Origin of the sequence: Brevundimonas sp. M20 (genome assembly GCF_006547065.1) — a bacterium.
Classification (GTDB): Bacteria; Pseudomonadota; Alphaproteobacteria; order Caulobacterales; family Caulobacteraceae; genus Brevundimonas.
The window spans coordinates 726,700-742,221 of record NZ_CP041243.1; the positions used below are offsets into that span (position 1 = coordinate 726,700).

11 protein-coding genes are annotated in these 15,522 nt (G+C 68.3%); 6 read left to right on the forward strand and 5 right to left on the reverse strand.

The annotated features are described in order from the left end of the window. Positions 1-34 precede the first annotated feature (34 nt). A complete protein-coding gene (locus FKQ52_RS03440; RefSeq protein ID WP_141625894.1) occupies positions 35-1,444 on the reverse strand; it encodes an HlyD family type I secretion periplasmic adaptor subunit in 1,410 nt (469 codons plus the stop codon). Beyond that, entirely contained in the window at positions 1,441-3,282 is a 1,842-nt protein-coding gene (locus tag FKQ52_RS03445; RefSeq protein ID WP_141625895.1) for a type I secretion system permease/ATPase, read from the reverse strand. Before FKQ52_RS03445 ends, FKQ52_RS03440 begins: the two co-directional genes overlap by 4 nt. A 190-nt stretch (positions 3,283-3,472) precedes the next feature. On the opposite strand from FKQ52_RS03445, the gene FKQ52_RS03450 reads away from it, so the two are divergent. Together FKQ52_RS03450 and FKQ52_RS03455 are read left to right on the forward strand one after the other, a co-directional pair. Next, entirely contained in the window at positions 3,473-4,351 is an 879-nt protein-coding gene (locus FKQ52_RS03450; RefSeq protein WP_141625896.1) for an ABC transporter ATP-binding protein, read from the forward strand. Positions 4,352-4,362: 11 nt separating this feature from the next. Then, positions 4,363-7,938, forward strand: coding sequence for a M1 family aminopeptidase (locus FKQ52_RS03455; RefSeq protein ID WP_141625897.1), 3,576 nt, complete (start codon positions 4,363-4,365; stop codon positions 7,936-7,938). Positions 7,939-8,010: 72 nt separating this feature from the next. Here FKQ52_RS03455 and upp read toward each other — a convergent pair whose 3' ends face one another. The 3 genes from upp to FKQ52_RS03470 are packed head-to-tail and all read right to left on the reverse strand — an operon-like array spanning position 8,011 to position 11,154. Continuing rightward, a complete protein-coding gene (gene upp / locus FKQ52_RS03460) occupies positions 8,011-8,640 on the reverse strand; it encodes a uracil phosphoribosyltransferase (RefSeq protein ID WP_141628213.1) in 630 nt (209 codons plus the stop codon). A gap of 20 nt (positions 8,641-8,660) precedes the next feature. Continuing rightward, a complete protein-coding gene (locus FKQ52_RS03465) occupies positions 8,661-9,914 on the reverse strand; it encodes a URC4/urg3 family protein (protein WP_205750846.1) in 1,254 nt (417 codons plus the stop codon). Then, positions 9,901-11,154: a GTP cyclohydrolase II gene (locus FKQ52_RS03470; RefSeq protein ID WP_141625898.1), complete on the reverse strand. Its 1,254-nt coding sequence runs from the start codon at positions 11,152-11,154 to the stop codon at positions 9,901-9,903. The genes FKQ52_RS03465 and FKQ52_RS03470 overlap by 14 nt, the downstream gene beginning before the upstream one ends. A 204-nt stretch (positions 11,155-11,358) precedes the next feature. Here FKQ52_RS03470 and FKQ52_RS03475 point away from each other — a divergent pair, with 204 nt between their 5' ends. From FKQ52_RS03475 to FKQ52_RS03490, 4 genes are all read left to right on the forward strand, one after another. Beyond that, entirely contained in the window at positions 11,359-12,054 is a 696-nt protein-coding gene (locus FKQ52_RS03475; protein ID WP_141625899.1) for an SDR family NAD(P)-dependent oxidoreductase, read from the forward strand. Between the two features lie 111 nt (positions 12,055-12,165). Continuing rightward, the gene (locus tag FKQ52_RS03480; RefSeq protein ID WP_141625900.1) at positions 12,166-12,495 is read left to right on the forward strand and encodes a PadR family transcriptional regulator; all 330 of its coding nucleotides are present in this window, start codon (positions 12,166-12,168) and stop codon (positions 12,493-12,495) included. Between the two features lie 25 nt (positions 12,496-12,520). Beyond that, entirely contained in the window at positions 12,521-13,633 is a 1,113-nt protein-coding gene (locus FKQ52_RS03485) for a hypothetical protein (RefSeq protein WP_141625901.1), read from the forward strand. Positions 13,634-13,696: 63 nt separating this feature from the next. Beyond that, a complete protein-coding gene (locus tag FKQ52_RS03490; protein WP_141625902.1) occupies positions 13,697-15,472 on the forward strand; it encodes an SLC13 family permease in 1,776 nt (591 codons plus the stop codon). Positions 15,473-15,522 lie beyond the last annotated feature (50 nt).

Consider the following 15,522-nt stretch of genomic DNA (forward strand, 5'->3'; position numbering starts at 1 on the left):
TAATCCCTAATCCCTTGTCCCTAATCCCTCGACCCTACTGCTCGCTCCCCGAGCGCCACAGGTTGTTGGTCAGCGGCTCCAGCAGATAGGCCAGCGCCGTGCGCTTGCGCAGCAGGATGACCACCTCGACCGGGGCGCCGGGACGCAGGCTGTCCGCGGTGCGACCCAGCTTGTGCAACTCGGCCGCCGGGACGACGATCTCGGCGCGGTAGAAGGCGCGTCCCGTCTCCTCGACGGTGAAGCTGTCGCCCGAGATGTTGGTCACCCGGCCGCGGATGATCGGCGGATTGCGCTCGCGCAGGCCGGTGAACTTCACCTCGGTCTCCTGACCGACCTGAAGGTTGTCGATATCGGTCGGCTCGACCTGGGCCACGATGACCTGCGAGGCGTCGCGCGGGACGATCTCCATCAGGGTCTGGCCCGCCTGAACGACGCCCCCCTGGGTGAATATGGTCAGGCCCACGACCTGACCGGTCGCCGGGGCCCGCACCTCGCTGCGCGCGATCTGGTTGCGCAGCTCGGTCATGCGCGGGCGCAGTTCGTTCAGCTGGATGTCGATCTGGCGCAGCTGGTCGGCGACGTCCTCGCCCATCTTGGTGTTGACCCCGGCCATCTGCAGCCGGGTCTCGCCGACGGCCTCGCGCGAACGGGCGATCTGGGCGCGCAGCGAGCCCAGTTCCCCGTCCAGCTGGGCCGCGGTGCGTTCCAGCGCGCGCACGCGGGTCTGGGGCGCATAGCCCTGCGCGGCCAGCCCCCGCATGCCGGTCAGCTCTTCCTGGATCAGGCGCTGCTGCTCGATGTTGGATTCGATCTGCCGCTCATAACCGTCGATCTGGTCGTTCAGCTGGGCGATCCGCTGGACCAGCACGCCGGTCTCGGTCGAACGTCCGGTGCGACGCGCGCCGAACTGCAGCTGCTGGATACGCAGGGACTCCTGCGCCAGCGCCGCATCCTCGGGCGGCAGGTTGGCGAACTCGGCGGGCGTAGGGATCGAGCCCAGACCGTCCCGTTCGGCCACCAGACGCGAACGCTGGGCCAGCAGGGCGTAGACCTGGCCGGCGACGCCGCGCTCGGTCGCCCGCAGTTCGCCGCTGGACAGGGTCAGCAGGATCTGGCCGCGCTGGACCGTATCGCCTTCGCGGACATGCAGGGCGCTGACCACGCCGCCCTCGCGGTGCTGCACCGCCTGCCGGTTGCCGGACACCGAGATCTGGCCTTGGGCGAAGGCGCCCGCATCCAGGGGCGCCAGGGCGGCCCAGCCCATGAACAGGACGAAGAACAGGACGATGATCGCCCCGCCGATCCGCAGCTCCAGCCTGGGGGCGTCGGTGACGATCAGCGGCTTCTCGGGCGCGCCGGCGCCGGGGATCGCGATCGGCGTCGCCGAGGCGGCGGCGCCCGGCGGCAGGGTGGCCGGGGTCCGGGGCGGGGCGGCGTCGGTCATTGGCTACGTCGCGGCGGCTGCGGCGCGGCAGATGCCGGAGCCTGTTGTTGCGCCGGGGCCGAAGTCGGGGCGGCGCCCGGAGCGGCGGGGCGTTGCGGGGCGGCGCCGGGCTGTCCGGGCGCGCGCGGCGCGGTGGCGCGCATCTTCTCCAGCACCTCCTCGCGGGGGCCTTCCAGTTGAACCATGCCGTCACGCATCATGAGCAGGCGGTCGACGCGGGCCAACACGCCCGCGCGGTGGGCGATGATCACCACAGCCGCGCCGCGCGCCGAGGCGCCGATGATCGCCTGCATCAGGGCGGCCTCGCCCTCCTGATCGAGATTGGAGTTCGGCTCGTCCAGCACCAGCAGGACCGGGTCGTCGTACAGGGCGCGGGCCAGCGCCACCCGCTGCGCCTGACCGGCCGACAGCCCCTGACCGAACGGTCCCAGCAGGGTGTCATAGCCGTTGGGCAGGCGCAGGATCAGTTCGTGCGCCCCTGCGGCCATGGCGGCCTTGACCGCGCCCCGGTCGGCGATCTCCTGATCCACGCCGACGGCGGTGGAGAAGCGCGAGATATTGTCCTTGATGGTCCCCGCGAACAGGCTGGGAACCTGCGGCAGGTAGCCGATCCAGCGCGCCAGCTCATCGCCCTCGCGGGCATCGTATTCGGCGCCGTCCAGACGGATGGCGCCGGCCTGCGGCTTCAGCGCCCCGGCCAGCACGCGGGCGAGGGTGGTCTTGCCCGAGCCGCTGGCTCCGACGACGCCCAGCGTCTGACCCGGTTGCAGGGCGAAGGCGACACCACGCAACTGCGGGTTTTCGGTGTCGGGGAATTTGACCGAAACCCCCTCGACCTGAAGCCGCCCGCGCGGGTCAGGCAGGGCGGTGCGCTCGCGCTCGACCGAGGCGGTGCTGGCGAACAGGTCGGTCAGGGTCTTCCAGCTGGCCTTGCCCTGAACCAGCGACGGCCAGACGCCGACCAGCAGCTCCACCGGCGCGACCGCTCGGCTGAGCAGCACCGACGAGGCGATGATTGAGCCGGGCGAGATCTCGCTCTTCACGGCCAGATAGGCGGCCAGACCCAGGGCGGCCGACTGCATGACCAGCCGCAGGAACTTGATCGCGCCCGAGTAGCGACCGCCGGCCAGCTGGGCGTCTGCCTGGGCCGCGGTCGCCTGACGGCGCTGCTCGATCTGGCGCGAGATGGACGACTGGCGCATGCCCAGGGCCCGGACGACCTCGGCTTGCCCGGCGATGGCCTCCTGCGCGGCGTAGGCGTGGTTCTGGGACTGGATCGACTTGGCCAGACGCGGGCGGGTGTCCCGCTCGTTCAGCCAGGCGAGGGTGAACAGGATGCCGCCGCCGACCAGCGTGAGCAGGCCGATGGCGGGGTGCAGCAGGAAGCAGCACAGCAGATAGATCGGGGTCCAGGGCGCATCGAACAGGGCCAGCATGCCCTGACCGCCGATGGCGCCGCGCACATTATCGAACTCGCGCAGGGCCTGGGTGGAGGGCGCCTTGGCCTGCAGGTCCATGACCCGCTGCAGCACCCTGGCCGACAGCAGGCGATCCAGCCGCAGACCGGCGCGCAGCATCAACCGCCCCCGCAGCCAGTCCAGCCCGGCCAGTGAGGCGAGGGCGAACACGGCGACCGCGGTGACCAGCAAGAGGGTCTCGATCCCGCCGGTCGGCACGACCCGGTCGTAGACCTGCATCATGTAGAGGGTCGGCGTCAGGTAGAGCAGATTGACCAGCGCCGAGAAGACGGCCGCCCAGATGAAGTGCGACTTGCACGCCTTCAACGCTTCGGCGAGGGGCTCGGTCCCCGGCTTGCTGGGAAGCAGGTTTTTCAGCACGGGCGGGGTCGGGTCCTGCGGTTGTCCGGGCTCATTCTAACCCGTTGGCGGTTCAAGACATAGTGGTCAGGCTCAAACGCCTGCAAGGCGCGCGCCGAACCGGTTCGGGACAGCGTTTGTGACCCAACTTTAACTTGCCGCTCACCCGTCCGCGCGACACGGTGCAGGCCGTTATTCTGAGGGGGACGCCATGCTGACCATCGAGAACCTGACCCACGTCTACGGGAACGGGACCCACGCTCTGGACGGCGTCAACCTGACGATCCCCAAGGGCATGTTCGGCCTGCTGGGGCCCAACGGCGCGGGCAAGTCGACCCTGATGCGCTCGATCGCCACCCTCCAGACCCCGACCTCGGGCTCCATCCGGTTCGGCGACATCGACGTCATCGCCGAGCCGGAAAAGCTGCGCCGGGTGCTGGGCTATCTGCCGCAGGACTTCGGCGTCTATCCGCGCGTGTCGGCCTACGACATGCTGGACCACATGGCCGTGCTGAAGGGCATCGCCAACGGCAAGGAGCGCAAGGCGACCGTCGAGGCGCTGCTGAATCAGGTGAACCTGTGGCCGGTGCGCGGCAAGGCGCTGGCCGGCTTCTCGGGCGGCATGCGCCAGCGCTTCGGCATCGCCCAGGCCCTGATCGGCAACCCCGAACTGATCATCGTCGACGAACCCACCGCCGGTCTGGACCCGGAGGAGCGCAACCGCTTCCTGAACCTGCTGGCCGAGGTCGGCGAGAACGTGGTCGTCATCCTGTCGACCCACATCGTCGGCGACGTGACCGACCTATGCCCGCGCATGGCGGTGCTGGCGGGCGGCAAGATCCAGCTGGAAGGCGTGCCGACCGATCTTCAGCACACGCTGGAGGGCCGTATCTGGAAACGCGCCATCGACAAGGCCGAGCTGCCGGACTTCCGCAAGCGGTACGAGGTGATCTCCACCCGTCTGCAGGCCGGCCGCACCGTCATCCACGTCTTGGCCGATGGCCATCCGGGCGACGGCTTCGAGGGCGCGCCGGGCGGGCTTGAGGATGTCTATATGGCGACCGTCGCCAAGTCGCGTAAAGCGGCCTGAGGCGCCCCGGCATGTTTGGAAAGATCGCCAGCTTCGAATTCCGCTACCAGCTGCGCCAGCCGGCGTTCTGGGTCATCGCCATCGTCTTCGGTCTGCTCGCCTTCGGCGCGGTCGCCAGTGACAACGTCTCGATCGGGTCGGGCGGCAACGTGCACCGTAACGCGCCCTATGCGCTGGCGGTGGCGCACATCATCTTCAACGTCTTCTTCATGCTGGCGACGACCGCCATCGTGGCGAACGTCGTGGCGCGGGACACCCAGACCGGCTTCGGCCCGATGATCCAGAGCACCCGGATCACCAAGGGCGCCTATCTGTACGGCCGCTTCCTCGGCGCCTTCGGGGCTGTGGCGCTCTGCTATCTGAGCATCGCCATCGGCACCATGGCCGGGACCCTGATGCCGTGGGTCGATCCCGAAACCGTGGGCGCGTTCCGTCCGCTGGACTACCTGTATGCCTATGGCGTCTTCGGCCTGACCGGGCTGTTCCTCACCTCCGCCCTGTTCTTCGCCCTCGCGACGGTGACCCGGTCGATGATGGCGACCTATGTGGGCGTGGTCGCGGTGCTTATCGTCTATCTGGCGACCACGGGGACGTTGGGGTCACGCCCCGAGTTCGAGACGGCGCTGGCCTGGGGCGAGCCTTTCGGCAGCGGCGCCTATTCGCTGGTGACGAAGTACTGGACCGCCGCCGAGCGCAACACGCTCAATGCGCCGCTGGAAGGCGTGCTGCTCTGGAACCGGGTGATCTGGACCGCAATCGGAGCAGGGCTGTTGGCGGCGGCCTATGCCCTGTACCGTCCGGCCGCCAAGGGTGCGAAGCCCCGGAAACAGGAGCGTCTGCGCGCCCTCGCCGAGGCGGAAACCTCGACCCCGATCCAGCCGGGCGCCTTGCCCGCGCCGAGCTACGGCTTCGCCGCCGGCTGGGCCCGACTGGTCAAGCGCACGGCGTTCGAAGTGTCGATGGTGTTCAGGAGCCCGGCCTATCTGGTGCTGATCTTCCTCGGCTTCGCCTTCGCGATGACGACCCTGTTCTTCACGGGCGAGATCTACGGCGCGCCGCTGCTGCTGGTGACCCGCGTCGTGATCACCGGTCTGGTCGGCGCCTTCGGCCTGATCTCCATCGTCATCGCCATCTACTATTCCGGCGAGCTGGTCTGGCGGGATCGTGACCGGAAGTTCCACGAGATCATCGACGCCACCTCGACGCCCGACTGGACCTTCCTTGTGCCCAAGACGCTGGCGCTGGCGCTGGTGCTGGTCTCGACCGCGCTGGTCGGCGTTCTGGCGGGTGTCGTGACGCAGGCCATCAAGGGCTACACCGACTTCGAGTTCGGCAAATACCTGCTCTGGTACGTCGTTCCGCAGGCCGTCAGCTTCAGCCTGCTGGCCGTGCTGGCGATCTTCGTGCAAGCCCTGTCGCCCAACAAGTTCGTCGGCTGGGCGATCATGGTCGTCTACATGATCTCGACCATCGTGCTGTCGAACCTCGGCTTCGACCATGTGCTGTACAGCTACGGTCGCGGCATCGGCGTGCCGCTGTCGGACATGAACGGCACGGGCAAGTTCGCGGGCTTCAACGCCTGGCTGGACGCCTACTGGACCGCCTTCGCCATCCTCCTGCTGGTCATCGGGTACGGCCTGTGGCGTAGGGGAACCGAGAGCCGACTGATGCCGCGCCTCAAGCGGTTTCCGCGTCGGCTGGCCGGTCCGGCCGGCCTGATCGGCGGCGCGGCGCTGGCCGCGTTCATCGGTCTGGGCGTCTACATCTTCATCAACACCAACGTCTGGAACGAGTACCGCACGGACAAGCAGACCGAGCAGCTTCAGGCCGACGCCGAGAAGACCCTGCTGCGCTACGAGACCACGCCGCAGCCGTCGGTCGTGGATGTGCGGATGAACCTCGATCTGCACCCCCACGCCCCCAGCCTGACCGCTGCCGGAGCCTATGTGCTGGAGAACCGGACCGCCGCTCCGCTGCGCGAGGTGCACCTGCGCTGGAACGACGATCTGGACATGGAGCGGCTGACGGTCGAGGGCGCGAGCGTGGCCCGCGACTGGCCGGAATTCAGCTACCGCATCTATCGCTTCAACACGCCCATGCAGCCCGGCGAGCGCCGCACGGTTCATTTCGAGAGCGTGCTGGCCCAACGCGGCTTCATGAACAGCGGCAACACCACCCGGATCGTCGACAACGGGACCTTCGTGAACAATTTCGAGTTCGCGCCGATGGTCGGCATGAGCCGTGACGGCCTGCTGAGCGACCGGACCAAGCGCCGCAAGCACGGCCTGCCGGCCGAGCTACGCCCGGCCAAGGTCGAGGACGAGAGCGCCCGCGCGCGCAACTACATCGGCGCCGACTGGGTGACGGCCGACATCACCGTCACGACCGACGCCGACCAGACGGTGGTCGCGCCGGGCGACATGCGTTCGGACACGGTGGCCAATGGCCGTCGGACCTCGCGCTTCGTCACCGAAGCCCCGGTGCTTAACTTCTTCTCGGTCCAGTCGGCCCATTACGCCCAGACCCGTCGGGTGCATGACGGGGTGGAGATGGTGGTCTTCCACGACCCTGCCCACACCCGCAACGTGCCGCGCATGCTGAACGCCCTGTCCAGCTCGCTGGACTATTTCCAGGCCAACTTCAGCCCGTACCAGTTCAAGCAGGCGCGGATCGTGGAATTCCCGGATTACGCCTCCTTCGCGCAGTCCTATCCGAACACCTTCGCCTGGTCGGAAGGGTTGGGCTTCATCGCCGACCTGCGCGATCCGACGAAGATCGACTATGTCACCTATGTCGCGGCCCACGAGTTCGCGCACCAATGGTGGGCGCACCAGGTCGTCGGTTCCGACCAGCAGGGCATGACCCTGCTGTCCGAGACCCTCGCGCAGTATTCGGCGCTGATGGTCATGGAGAAGATGTACGGCAGGGATCAGATCCGCCGCTTTCTCAAGTTCGAACTGGACCGCTATCTGCGCTCGCGCGGCACCGAACGGCTGGAAGAGCTGCCGCTGTATCGCGTCGAGAACCAGCAGTACGTCCACTATCGCAAGGGCGCGCTGGTCATGTACCTGCTGCGGGACCAGCTGGGGGAGGACACGGTCAACCGCGCCCTGCGCCGGGTGCTGGCCCAGTACGCCTTCAAGGGCGCGCCCTATGCGCGCTCGCTGGACCTGATCGCCGCCCTGCGGGCCGAGGCTCCGGCGGACAAGCAGGCGCTGATCACCGACCTGCTGGAGAAGATCACCCTCTACGACATCAAGACGACCGGGGTGACGGCCACGCGCCGTCAGGACGGCCGCTGGGATGTCGCGGTCACTGTGGACGCCCGCAAGCTCTATGCGGACGGTCAGGGCAAGGAGACCGACGCCCCGCTGAACGAGCAGATCGACATCGGCCTGTTCACCGCGGAACCGGGCAAGGGCGCGTTCAGCCAGACGGACGTGATCCTGCTGGAGCGTCGTCCGATCCGGACGGGGGTGCAGACCCTGCGCTTCATCACCACGCGTGAGCCGAAGTTCGCGGGCGCCGATCCGTACAACAAGTGGATCGACCGCAACTCCGACGACAACGTCCGGGCGGTGGGGTAGCGCCGGATCGGAAACAGCAACGGGCCCGGACGCGATCGCATCCGGGCCCGTTTTACATGATGCCGTGGCGCACTAGCGCGTCCCGAACAGCCGGTCGCCCGCGTCGCCCAGACCCGGAACGATGTAGCCATGATCGTTCAGCCGCTCATCGACGGCCGCGGCCCAGATCGGCACGTCGGGGTGCCAGCCGCGCAGCCGCTCCAGCCCCTCGGGCGAGGCGACCAGACAGACGAAGCGCAGGTTGGTTACGCCCCGCTCCTTCAGCCGCTCGATGGCCGCGACCGCCGTATTGGCCGTGGCCAGCATGGGGTCGATGACGATGCAGAGGCGGTCGGACACGTCCTCGGGCGCGCGGAAATAGTACTCGACCGCCTCCAGCGTCTCGGGCTCGCGATACAGGCCGACATGGCCGACGCGGGCGGACGGGACGAGGTCCAGCATACCCTCGACCAGCCCCAGACCGGCGCGCAGGATCGGCACGAAGACCAGCTTCTTGCCCTCGATCTTCTGGCCGGTGGTGGGGCCCACCGGCGTCTCGACCGGATAGTCCTCCAGCGGCAGGTCGCGAGTGACCTCGTAGCAGAGCAGGGTCGAAATCTCGCGCAGCAGGGCGCGGAAGCGGGCGGTGGAGGTGTCCTTCGCCCGCATGATCGACAGCTTGTGGGCGACCAGCGGGTGATCGACGACGGTGACCCCGTCCATCTTGAAGGCGGCTTTCGGCATCAGAAGACGGTCCCGTCGGAGAGGATGGTCAGGGGCGGTCCGCCCCCCGGTCGGCGTTCGGCGGCGGCGCGGCGACCGGCCGCCCAGGTGCCGCCCTCCAGCACGCTGGCCAACGGCATGGCCTCCGCGCTGACGCCCAGCTCAGTTCGCACCAGAGCCGCGATCCTGTCCAGCAGGGCCACGGTCATGGCGCGCCAGCCGACCACCAGCGGATCGGATACCGGCCACGGCTTTTCCGCGTCCGCAGGGTTCTTCAGCGTCAAGACGCCGAGGTCGGTGAACAGGCCGCCGTTGCGGTATTCCGCCAGCCCGGTCAGGCCGTCCAGATCCACCACCTTCAGACCCGCGGTCTGAAGCGGCTCGACCAGCGAATAGCTGAGCCACTGGGACAGTTTGTGGATCGGGACCAGACCGTCGGTGGTGTCATCGCGCTTCATCGCCGGATGCTTCCAGCAGTCGCCCAGATCGACGCCGCCGAGGCTCAGCCGGTCCTGCCAGACCGGACCGAAAGCTTCGAGCAACAGTTCCAGAATGGCGGGGGCGGGCAGGGCGCCGTCGCTCGCCTGACCGATCAGCACGTCGGCCAGTCCGCCCGGGCGGGGCGTGTCCGCCGTCGCGAACAGGTCGGGGCGTTTCAGGCATTGCTCGCCGAGACGGCGCAGCAGGCCCGCGCGGCCTTCAAGTCCGACCAATGGGTTGTCGTCCGAGACCTGGAACCCCTCCGCCAGATCGTCGGCGGACAGGCGGGCGAGCGCGTCGGCGTCCACCCGCCAGGGATCGCTCGGTGTGGACGAGAAGGCGCCCGCTTCGAACATCCGCAGGCTGGCGATGGCCAGTCCTTCGGAGCGGGTCAGGGTCTTGCCGGTGCGCGTGTCATGATAGCTCCAGCCGGGGCCGGAGCCGGCGTCCAGGAGCACGGAGACGATGACCAGATCGAACTCGGTCCGCGCGCGGTTGGCGGCGTCGGGCCAGGCCCGGCTCTCGGCCACCGGACCCCACAGGTCCACGCCATCGACGGCGAAATGCCGCCAGCGGGCATGGAAGGGTACGGCCAGCGTCGGATACTGGTCGCGGATGACGGCGGCGACATAGCGGGCCGTTTCCGGGAGTCGGTCGAGATCGACACGCCAGTGGTCGAGCCCGCCCGCGATGCCGATCTCCAGCATCTCACGGGCGCGCTCGCGGACGGCGGCGGCGGTCAGCAGGCCCTTTGCAAGCAGGATGGGCGCCTGCGCCGTTTCAGAACTGCTCAAGGTCGCGGCCCACCACGCGGGTCAATTCGTCAGCGGACTTGGCGCCTTCGGGGGTGAAGTAGCCGGCGGCCTTCTTGGCTTCCATTTCCACCGAGGCGTCAGGCGGGATCAGGTAATCGGGGATCGGCACGCGCTCGCCGATCTCGATGCCCGAGCCGGTCAGGGCGTCGTGCTTCATGTTGGACATGGAGACGAAGCGGTCGATCTTGGTGATCCCCAGCCAGTGCAGCACATCGGGCATCAATTGCTGGAAGCGGGCGTCCTGCACCCCGGCGACGCATTCGGTGCGCTCGAAATAGGTCGCCGCCTGATCACCGCCGGGCTGGCGTTTGCGGGCGTTGTAGACGAGGAATTTCGTCACCTCGCCGAGGGCCCGCCCCTCCTTGCGGTTGTAGACGATCAGACCCGCGCCGCCGTTCTGGGCCTCCTGAACGCATTCCTCGATCCCGTGGGTCAGATAGGGGCGACAGGTGCAGATGTCGGAGCCGAACACGTCCGAGCCGTTGCACTCGTCATGCACCCGGCAGGTCAGGCGGCGCGCCGGGTCGGCGATCGCGGCCGGATCGCCGAAGATATACAGGGTGATGCCGCCGATGGGGGGCAGGAAGACCTTGATGTCCGGGCGGGTGACGAGGTCGGCGTACATCCCGCCGGTCTGCTCGAACAGGGTGCGGCGCAGGGCGGTCTCGGTGACGCCGAAGCGTTCCGCGATGCCGGGCAGATACCAGACCGGATCGACGGCGGCCTTGGTCACCGCCACATCGCCGGTTTCGTGCACCACGGTCCCGTCGACCTTGATGCGGCCCGCGGCGATGGCCTCGTTGATCTCGCCGAGCTGAAGGCGGGCCCTGGTCACGGCGATGGTGGGGCGGATATCGACACCGTCCTGAATCTCGGTCGCGAAGTCCTCGGCCACGCGGGCGCCCCACGGGTCCAGCGAGACGATCTTGCCGCCATCGGTCCACTGCGGGAACGGCCCCATGGGCGTGGTCGGCGCGGTGTTGGTCAGGTCCGGGCGGTTGTTCGCGCTCATCGCCCCGGATGAAACGGCCAGCGCGCGATAGACCGAATAGGCGCCGCCATGGGCGCCGATGGCGTTGCGGTCCGGCCCGGCATTGACGGTGCCGATCACCGGCCCCCGTTCACGGGCGGTAGGGGCACCCCACCGGACGGGGAAGCGGGACGCGGTTCCCGCGCCGGGGTGGGAGTTGAGCCGGATGTGGCTCGGTCGGTTCGACATGTTTCCTCACTCGTCCCGGCCTGTTGTTTTTCTTGCGCCGGACTCGTCAGGACACACCCGGAACGGGAGCTTGTCCAGTGGCGTCAACGACGAGCGCCCTCCGCCCGTGCTCCGTGACCGCGAGACTGCGCCGCGCGTGAGGCATGACGTCCGCGCGGCCTGCCGGCGCTTGACCGCGCGGGTCGTGCGGGCGCTGATCGGGGCATGACGGAAACTCCCCCTCTTTCGGCTGTCGTGATCGGCGCGTCAGGCGGTCTGGGCGCGGCCATGGTCGCGGCGCTGGAGGCGTCGGGTCGCTTCAATCATGTCCATGCCTTGTCCCGATCAACCGGGTTGGACCTGGAAGACGAGGCGTCGATCGCCGCCGCCGCCGCCGGCCTCAAGGACGGGCCGCCCCTCGGCCTCGTGCTCGTGGCGACCGGCGTGCTGCACTCCGGCGCCGAACCTGAGCGGAGCTATCGCGCGCTGGACCCCGCACACATGGCGCGGGACTACCGGGTCAACACCATCGGCCCGGCGCTGGTCGCCAAGCACGTCCTGCCGTTGCTGCCACGCGATCAGCGGTCCGTCTTCGCGGTCCTGTCGGCCCGGGTCGGGTCTATCGGCGACAACCGGCTGGGCGGCTGGCACAGCTATCGGGCGTCAAAGGCGGCGCTGAACATGATCCTGCGGAATCTGGCGATCGAAATGGCCCGCACCCATCCGCAGGCGGTGGTGGCGGGTCTGCATCCCGGGACGGTGGACACCAGGCTGAGCGCGCCGTTCCAGCGCGGGGTGAAGCCGGACAAGCTGTTCAGCCCCGCGCAGTCCGCCGCCTGTCTGCTGGAGGTGATCGATGGCCTCAAGCCGCATGACGGCGGCGGCGTGTTCGCGTGGGACGGCGTGCGCATCCCTGAGTGAGGCCGGTTCAGGCGACGGCAAGGGAAAGGAACTCCCGCGTATTGACTCCCTCGCACAGTATGTCGCATACACTGTGTGTCACACACTATGTGACGCAGAGGGAGGGGCGGCGTGAGCGTCGAACCGGAACTTTTTGAAAGCATGCGGCTGGAGTTGCGCCGTGGATCGCTGGTGCTGGCGGTGCTCGCCTGCCTGCGGACCGAACGGTACGGCTACACCCTGCGTCAGGCGCTGGCGGCGGACGGGCTGGAGATGGAGGAGTCCACCCTCTACCCGCTGCTGCGCCGGCTGGAGAGCCAGGGGCTGCTGCAAAGCGAATGGCGTGAGGAAGAGAAGCGGAAGAAGCGCTTCTACGTCCTGTCGCCCATGGGCGTGTCGATGCTGGCCGCCCTGACCGACGAATGGCGGGGCATCAGCGACTCGCTCGAAAAACTTCTCTGAACATCCAGGACGAGGGGAAAGCCTGATGGACCTGATTGACCGCTATCTGAACGCCGTCGCCGCCCAGCTGCCGCAAAGCCAGCGGGCCGACATCATCGCCGAACTGCGGGACATGATCCTGAGCCGGTTCGAGGAAAAGGAGGAGGCCCTGGGCCGCCCCCTGACCGAGGTCGAGCAGGAGGGCATCCTGCGCGACATCGGCCACCCGCTGGCCGTCGCCGCCCGCTACGGCTCGGGGCCGCAGCATATCGTGGGGCCGGAGCTTTATCCGTGGTGGATGTTCGGCGTTCGCGCCGGTCTGATCGCCGTCGTCGCCATCACCGTGCTTGGCGCGATTGTGCGGGTCGTCGTCGGTGACGTCGAGGTGGGCCGCGCCATCGGGCAGGCCTTCAGCAGCATCTTCAATGGAGCCATCAGTCTGATCGGCTTCGCGACGCTGGGCGCCTACATCATCGAGCGTCAAAAGGAGAAGCCGCGCTTCCTGCGGGAATGGCGGGTGAAGGACCTGGGCCTGTTCGAGTTCGGCGGAAATCTGAACGCCGAGGCCGTGTCGCGGGGGCTCAGCGAGGGCGACTGGAGCGGCGAGCCCGCCAAGTCCGCCAAGGCGAAGCGCGGGTCATCGCCCACGGTCAGGGCGCTCGGCAGCGCCGTGGGCTGGGGCGTGGTCCTGCTCTGGTGGATCGGTTGGCTGCCGCTGACCCACACAACGCCGCAAGATCTGGGCGCGGTGGTGAGCGGCGTCGACTACGGCCGGATGCTGGGCGAGATGCACCAGCTTCTCTACTGGCCGGTGATCGTCTTCGCCGTTGTGAGGATCGCCTTCGACCTGACCCGCGCCCTGTATCCGAAAGGCGTGCGCTTCACGGCCTTGGGCGACATCGGCTTCGGCTTGGCGGAAGCCGCCCTGTTCGTCTGGGTTTGGCTGTACTCCCCGATGTCGCCGGTGGTCTTCGTGCCGGACGTGGAGAGCTTTATCGAACGGGTTCGTGTCATGTTCGCGAATGGCTGGTGGCCCCTGTCCAGCATCCTGATGCTCTGCGTCGCCCTCGGCTTCATCATCGCGGTGTCGAAGATCGTGGGCGCCGCGGGGCGGCTGATCACCGGCAAGGACAGCCGGATGCCCCACGCATCGAACTGAACCCTCGGGCGTTAGGCCCCGGCGGCCATCCGGCCGCCGGGGTTTTTCGTGGATGGGGCAGGCGTGACGCTGCAGCAGGGGCTGGCCTTCGGGCTGGTGGGTTTGACCATTGTCGCCTTCATATGGGGGCGGTTTCGCTATGACCTGATCGCGCTGGGCGCCCTCGTGCTGGGCCTCGCTATCGGGGTGATCCCGGCCGAGGCGGCCTTCGACGGCTTCCGCAACGATGTGACGGTCATTATCGCCGCGGCCCTGGTGGTCAGTGCCGCCTTCGCGCGGTCCGGCATTGTCGAGATGGCGCTGAAGCGGGTGCTGCCCCTGCTGAAGACCGAACGCAGCCAGACACCGGTGCTGACCGTCGCGGTCACCCTGCTGTCGATGGTGACGAAGAATGTCGGCGCGCTGGCGATCATGATGCCGGTGGCCCTTCAGGTCAGCCGCAAGACCGGATCGTCTCCCTCGCGCCTGCTGATGCCGATGGCGTTCGGAGCGATGGCGGGCGGGATGGTCACGCTGGTCGGCACGGCGCCCAACATCATCGTGGCCGAGGTTCGCGCCGATCTGCTGGGTCAGCCCTTCGGCATGTACGACTATGCGCCCGTGGGACTGGCCCTGACGGCGATGGCGCTGGTGTTTCTGGCGTTCGGCTATCGGCTGCTGCCGACGGATCGCAAGGGCGCGGTCGGGCTGGGAGAGGCGCTGGCGGCGAACGGCTACGCGACCGAGGCGCGGGCTCCCGAAGGCTGGACCTCGCCAAACCCCACCATCAAGGGCCTGTCGATGGTGGGGGACGGAGAGGTGCGCATCCTGGCCCTCATCCGGGGACAGAAACGCACCGCTAATCCGCGCGGCAATCACAAGGTTCTGCCCGGGGACACCCTGTTGATCGAAGGCGGTCCGGCGGCGCTGGAAAGCTTCCTGACCGCCAGCCATCTGCAATTGGTCCGGGAGGATCGTCCGGTGATGCTGGAGCAGCCGACTGACGAGGTGCAGGTGATCGAGGCGGTGATCGGCCGCAACTCGCCCCTGTCGGGCCAGTCGGTGCGGGCGGCGGACCTTTACGGCCAGTACGGGGTCAATCTGATCGGCGTGTCGCGCAGCGGCTATGAACTGACCCAGAAGCTGAGGTCCGCCCGGCTGCAGGCGGGCGACGTCATCCTGCTGCAGGGCGGGGAGGCGGGCCTGCCGACGGCTCTGAAGGCGCTGGACCTGCTGCCGCTGGCTGAGCGGGAGGTGCGGCTGGGCAGTGTGCGCAAACGCTTCCTGCCAGCGGTGGTGCTGGCCATCGCCATGACGCTAGTCGGCTTTGGCGTGCTCCCGGTCGCCATCGCCTTCTTCGGCGCGGCGGTGGTGATCGTCGCGCTGGGCGGGCTGAAGATGCGTGAGGCCTATGGGGCGCTGGACGGGCCTCTGCTGATCCTGATCGCCTGCCTGATCCCCGTTTCCGACGCCATCCAGAAGACTGGCGGCGCGGACCTGATCGCGGCGGGAATGAGCGGCCTGTTCACCCATCTGCCGGGCGTGCTGGCGGTCGGCGGGTTGATGCTGGCCTCGATGGCCGTGACGCCCTTCCTGAACAACGCCGCGACGGTGCTGATCGTCGCCCCCATCGGGGCCAGTCTGGCGACGCAGCTGGGTTACAATCCCAACGCCTTCCTGATGGCGGTGGCGGTCGGCGCGGCCTGCGACTTCCTGACCCCCATCGGCCACCAGTGCAACACGCTGGTGATGGGGCCGGGCGGGTATCGGTTCGGGGATTATGCACGGCTGGGCGCGCCGCTGAGCCTGCTGGTGCTGCTGGCGGGGCCGCCGCTGATCCTGATGGTGTGGCCGTTATAGATCGCCGAGCGGAGCTTGGGGCGCCCCCCCCTTCACTGTAGCGGAAACTC

What these genes read in the sequence shown, in the direction of transcription:
- FKQ52_RS03470 (WP_141625898.1), bottom strand. Translation starts at nt 11,154, where the DNA reads ATGTCGAACCGACCGAGCCACATCCGGCTCAACTCCCACCCCGGCGCG.
- FKQ52_RS03455 (WP_141625897.1), top strand. Translation starts at nt 4,363, where the DNA reads ATGTTTGGAAAGATCGCCAGCTTCGAATTCCGCTACCAGCTGCGCCAG.
- upp (WP_141628213.1), bottom strand. Translation starts at nt 8,640, where the DNA reads ATGGACGGGGTCACCGTCGTCGATCACCCGCTGGTCGCCCACAAGCTG.
- FKQ52_RS03475 (WP_141625899.1), top strand. Translation starts at nt 11,359, where the DNA reads ATGACGGAAACTCCCCCTCTTTCGGCTGTCGTGATCGGCGCGTCAGGC.
- FKQ52_RS03450 (WP_141625896.1), top strand. Translation starts at nt 3,473, where the DNA reads ATGCTGACCATCGAGAACCTGACCCACGTCTACGGGAACGGGACCCAC.
- FKQ52_RS03440 (WP_141625894.1), bottom strand. Translation starts at nt 1,444, where the DNA reads ATGACCGACGCCGCCCCGCCCCGGACCCCGGCCACCCTGCCGCCGGGC.
- FKQ52_RS03485 (WP_141625901.1), top strand. Translation starts at nt 12,521, where the DNA reads ATGGACCTGATTGACCGCTATCTGAACGCCGTCGCCGCCCAGCTGCCG.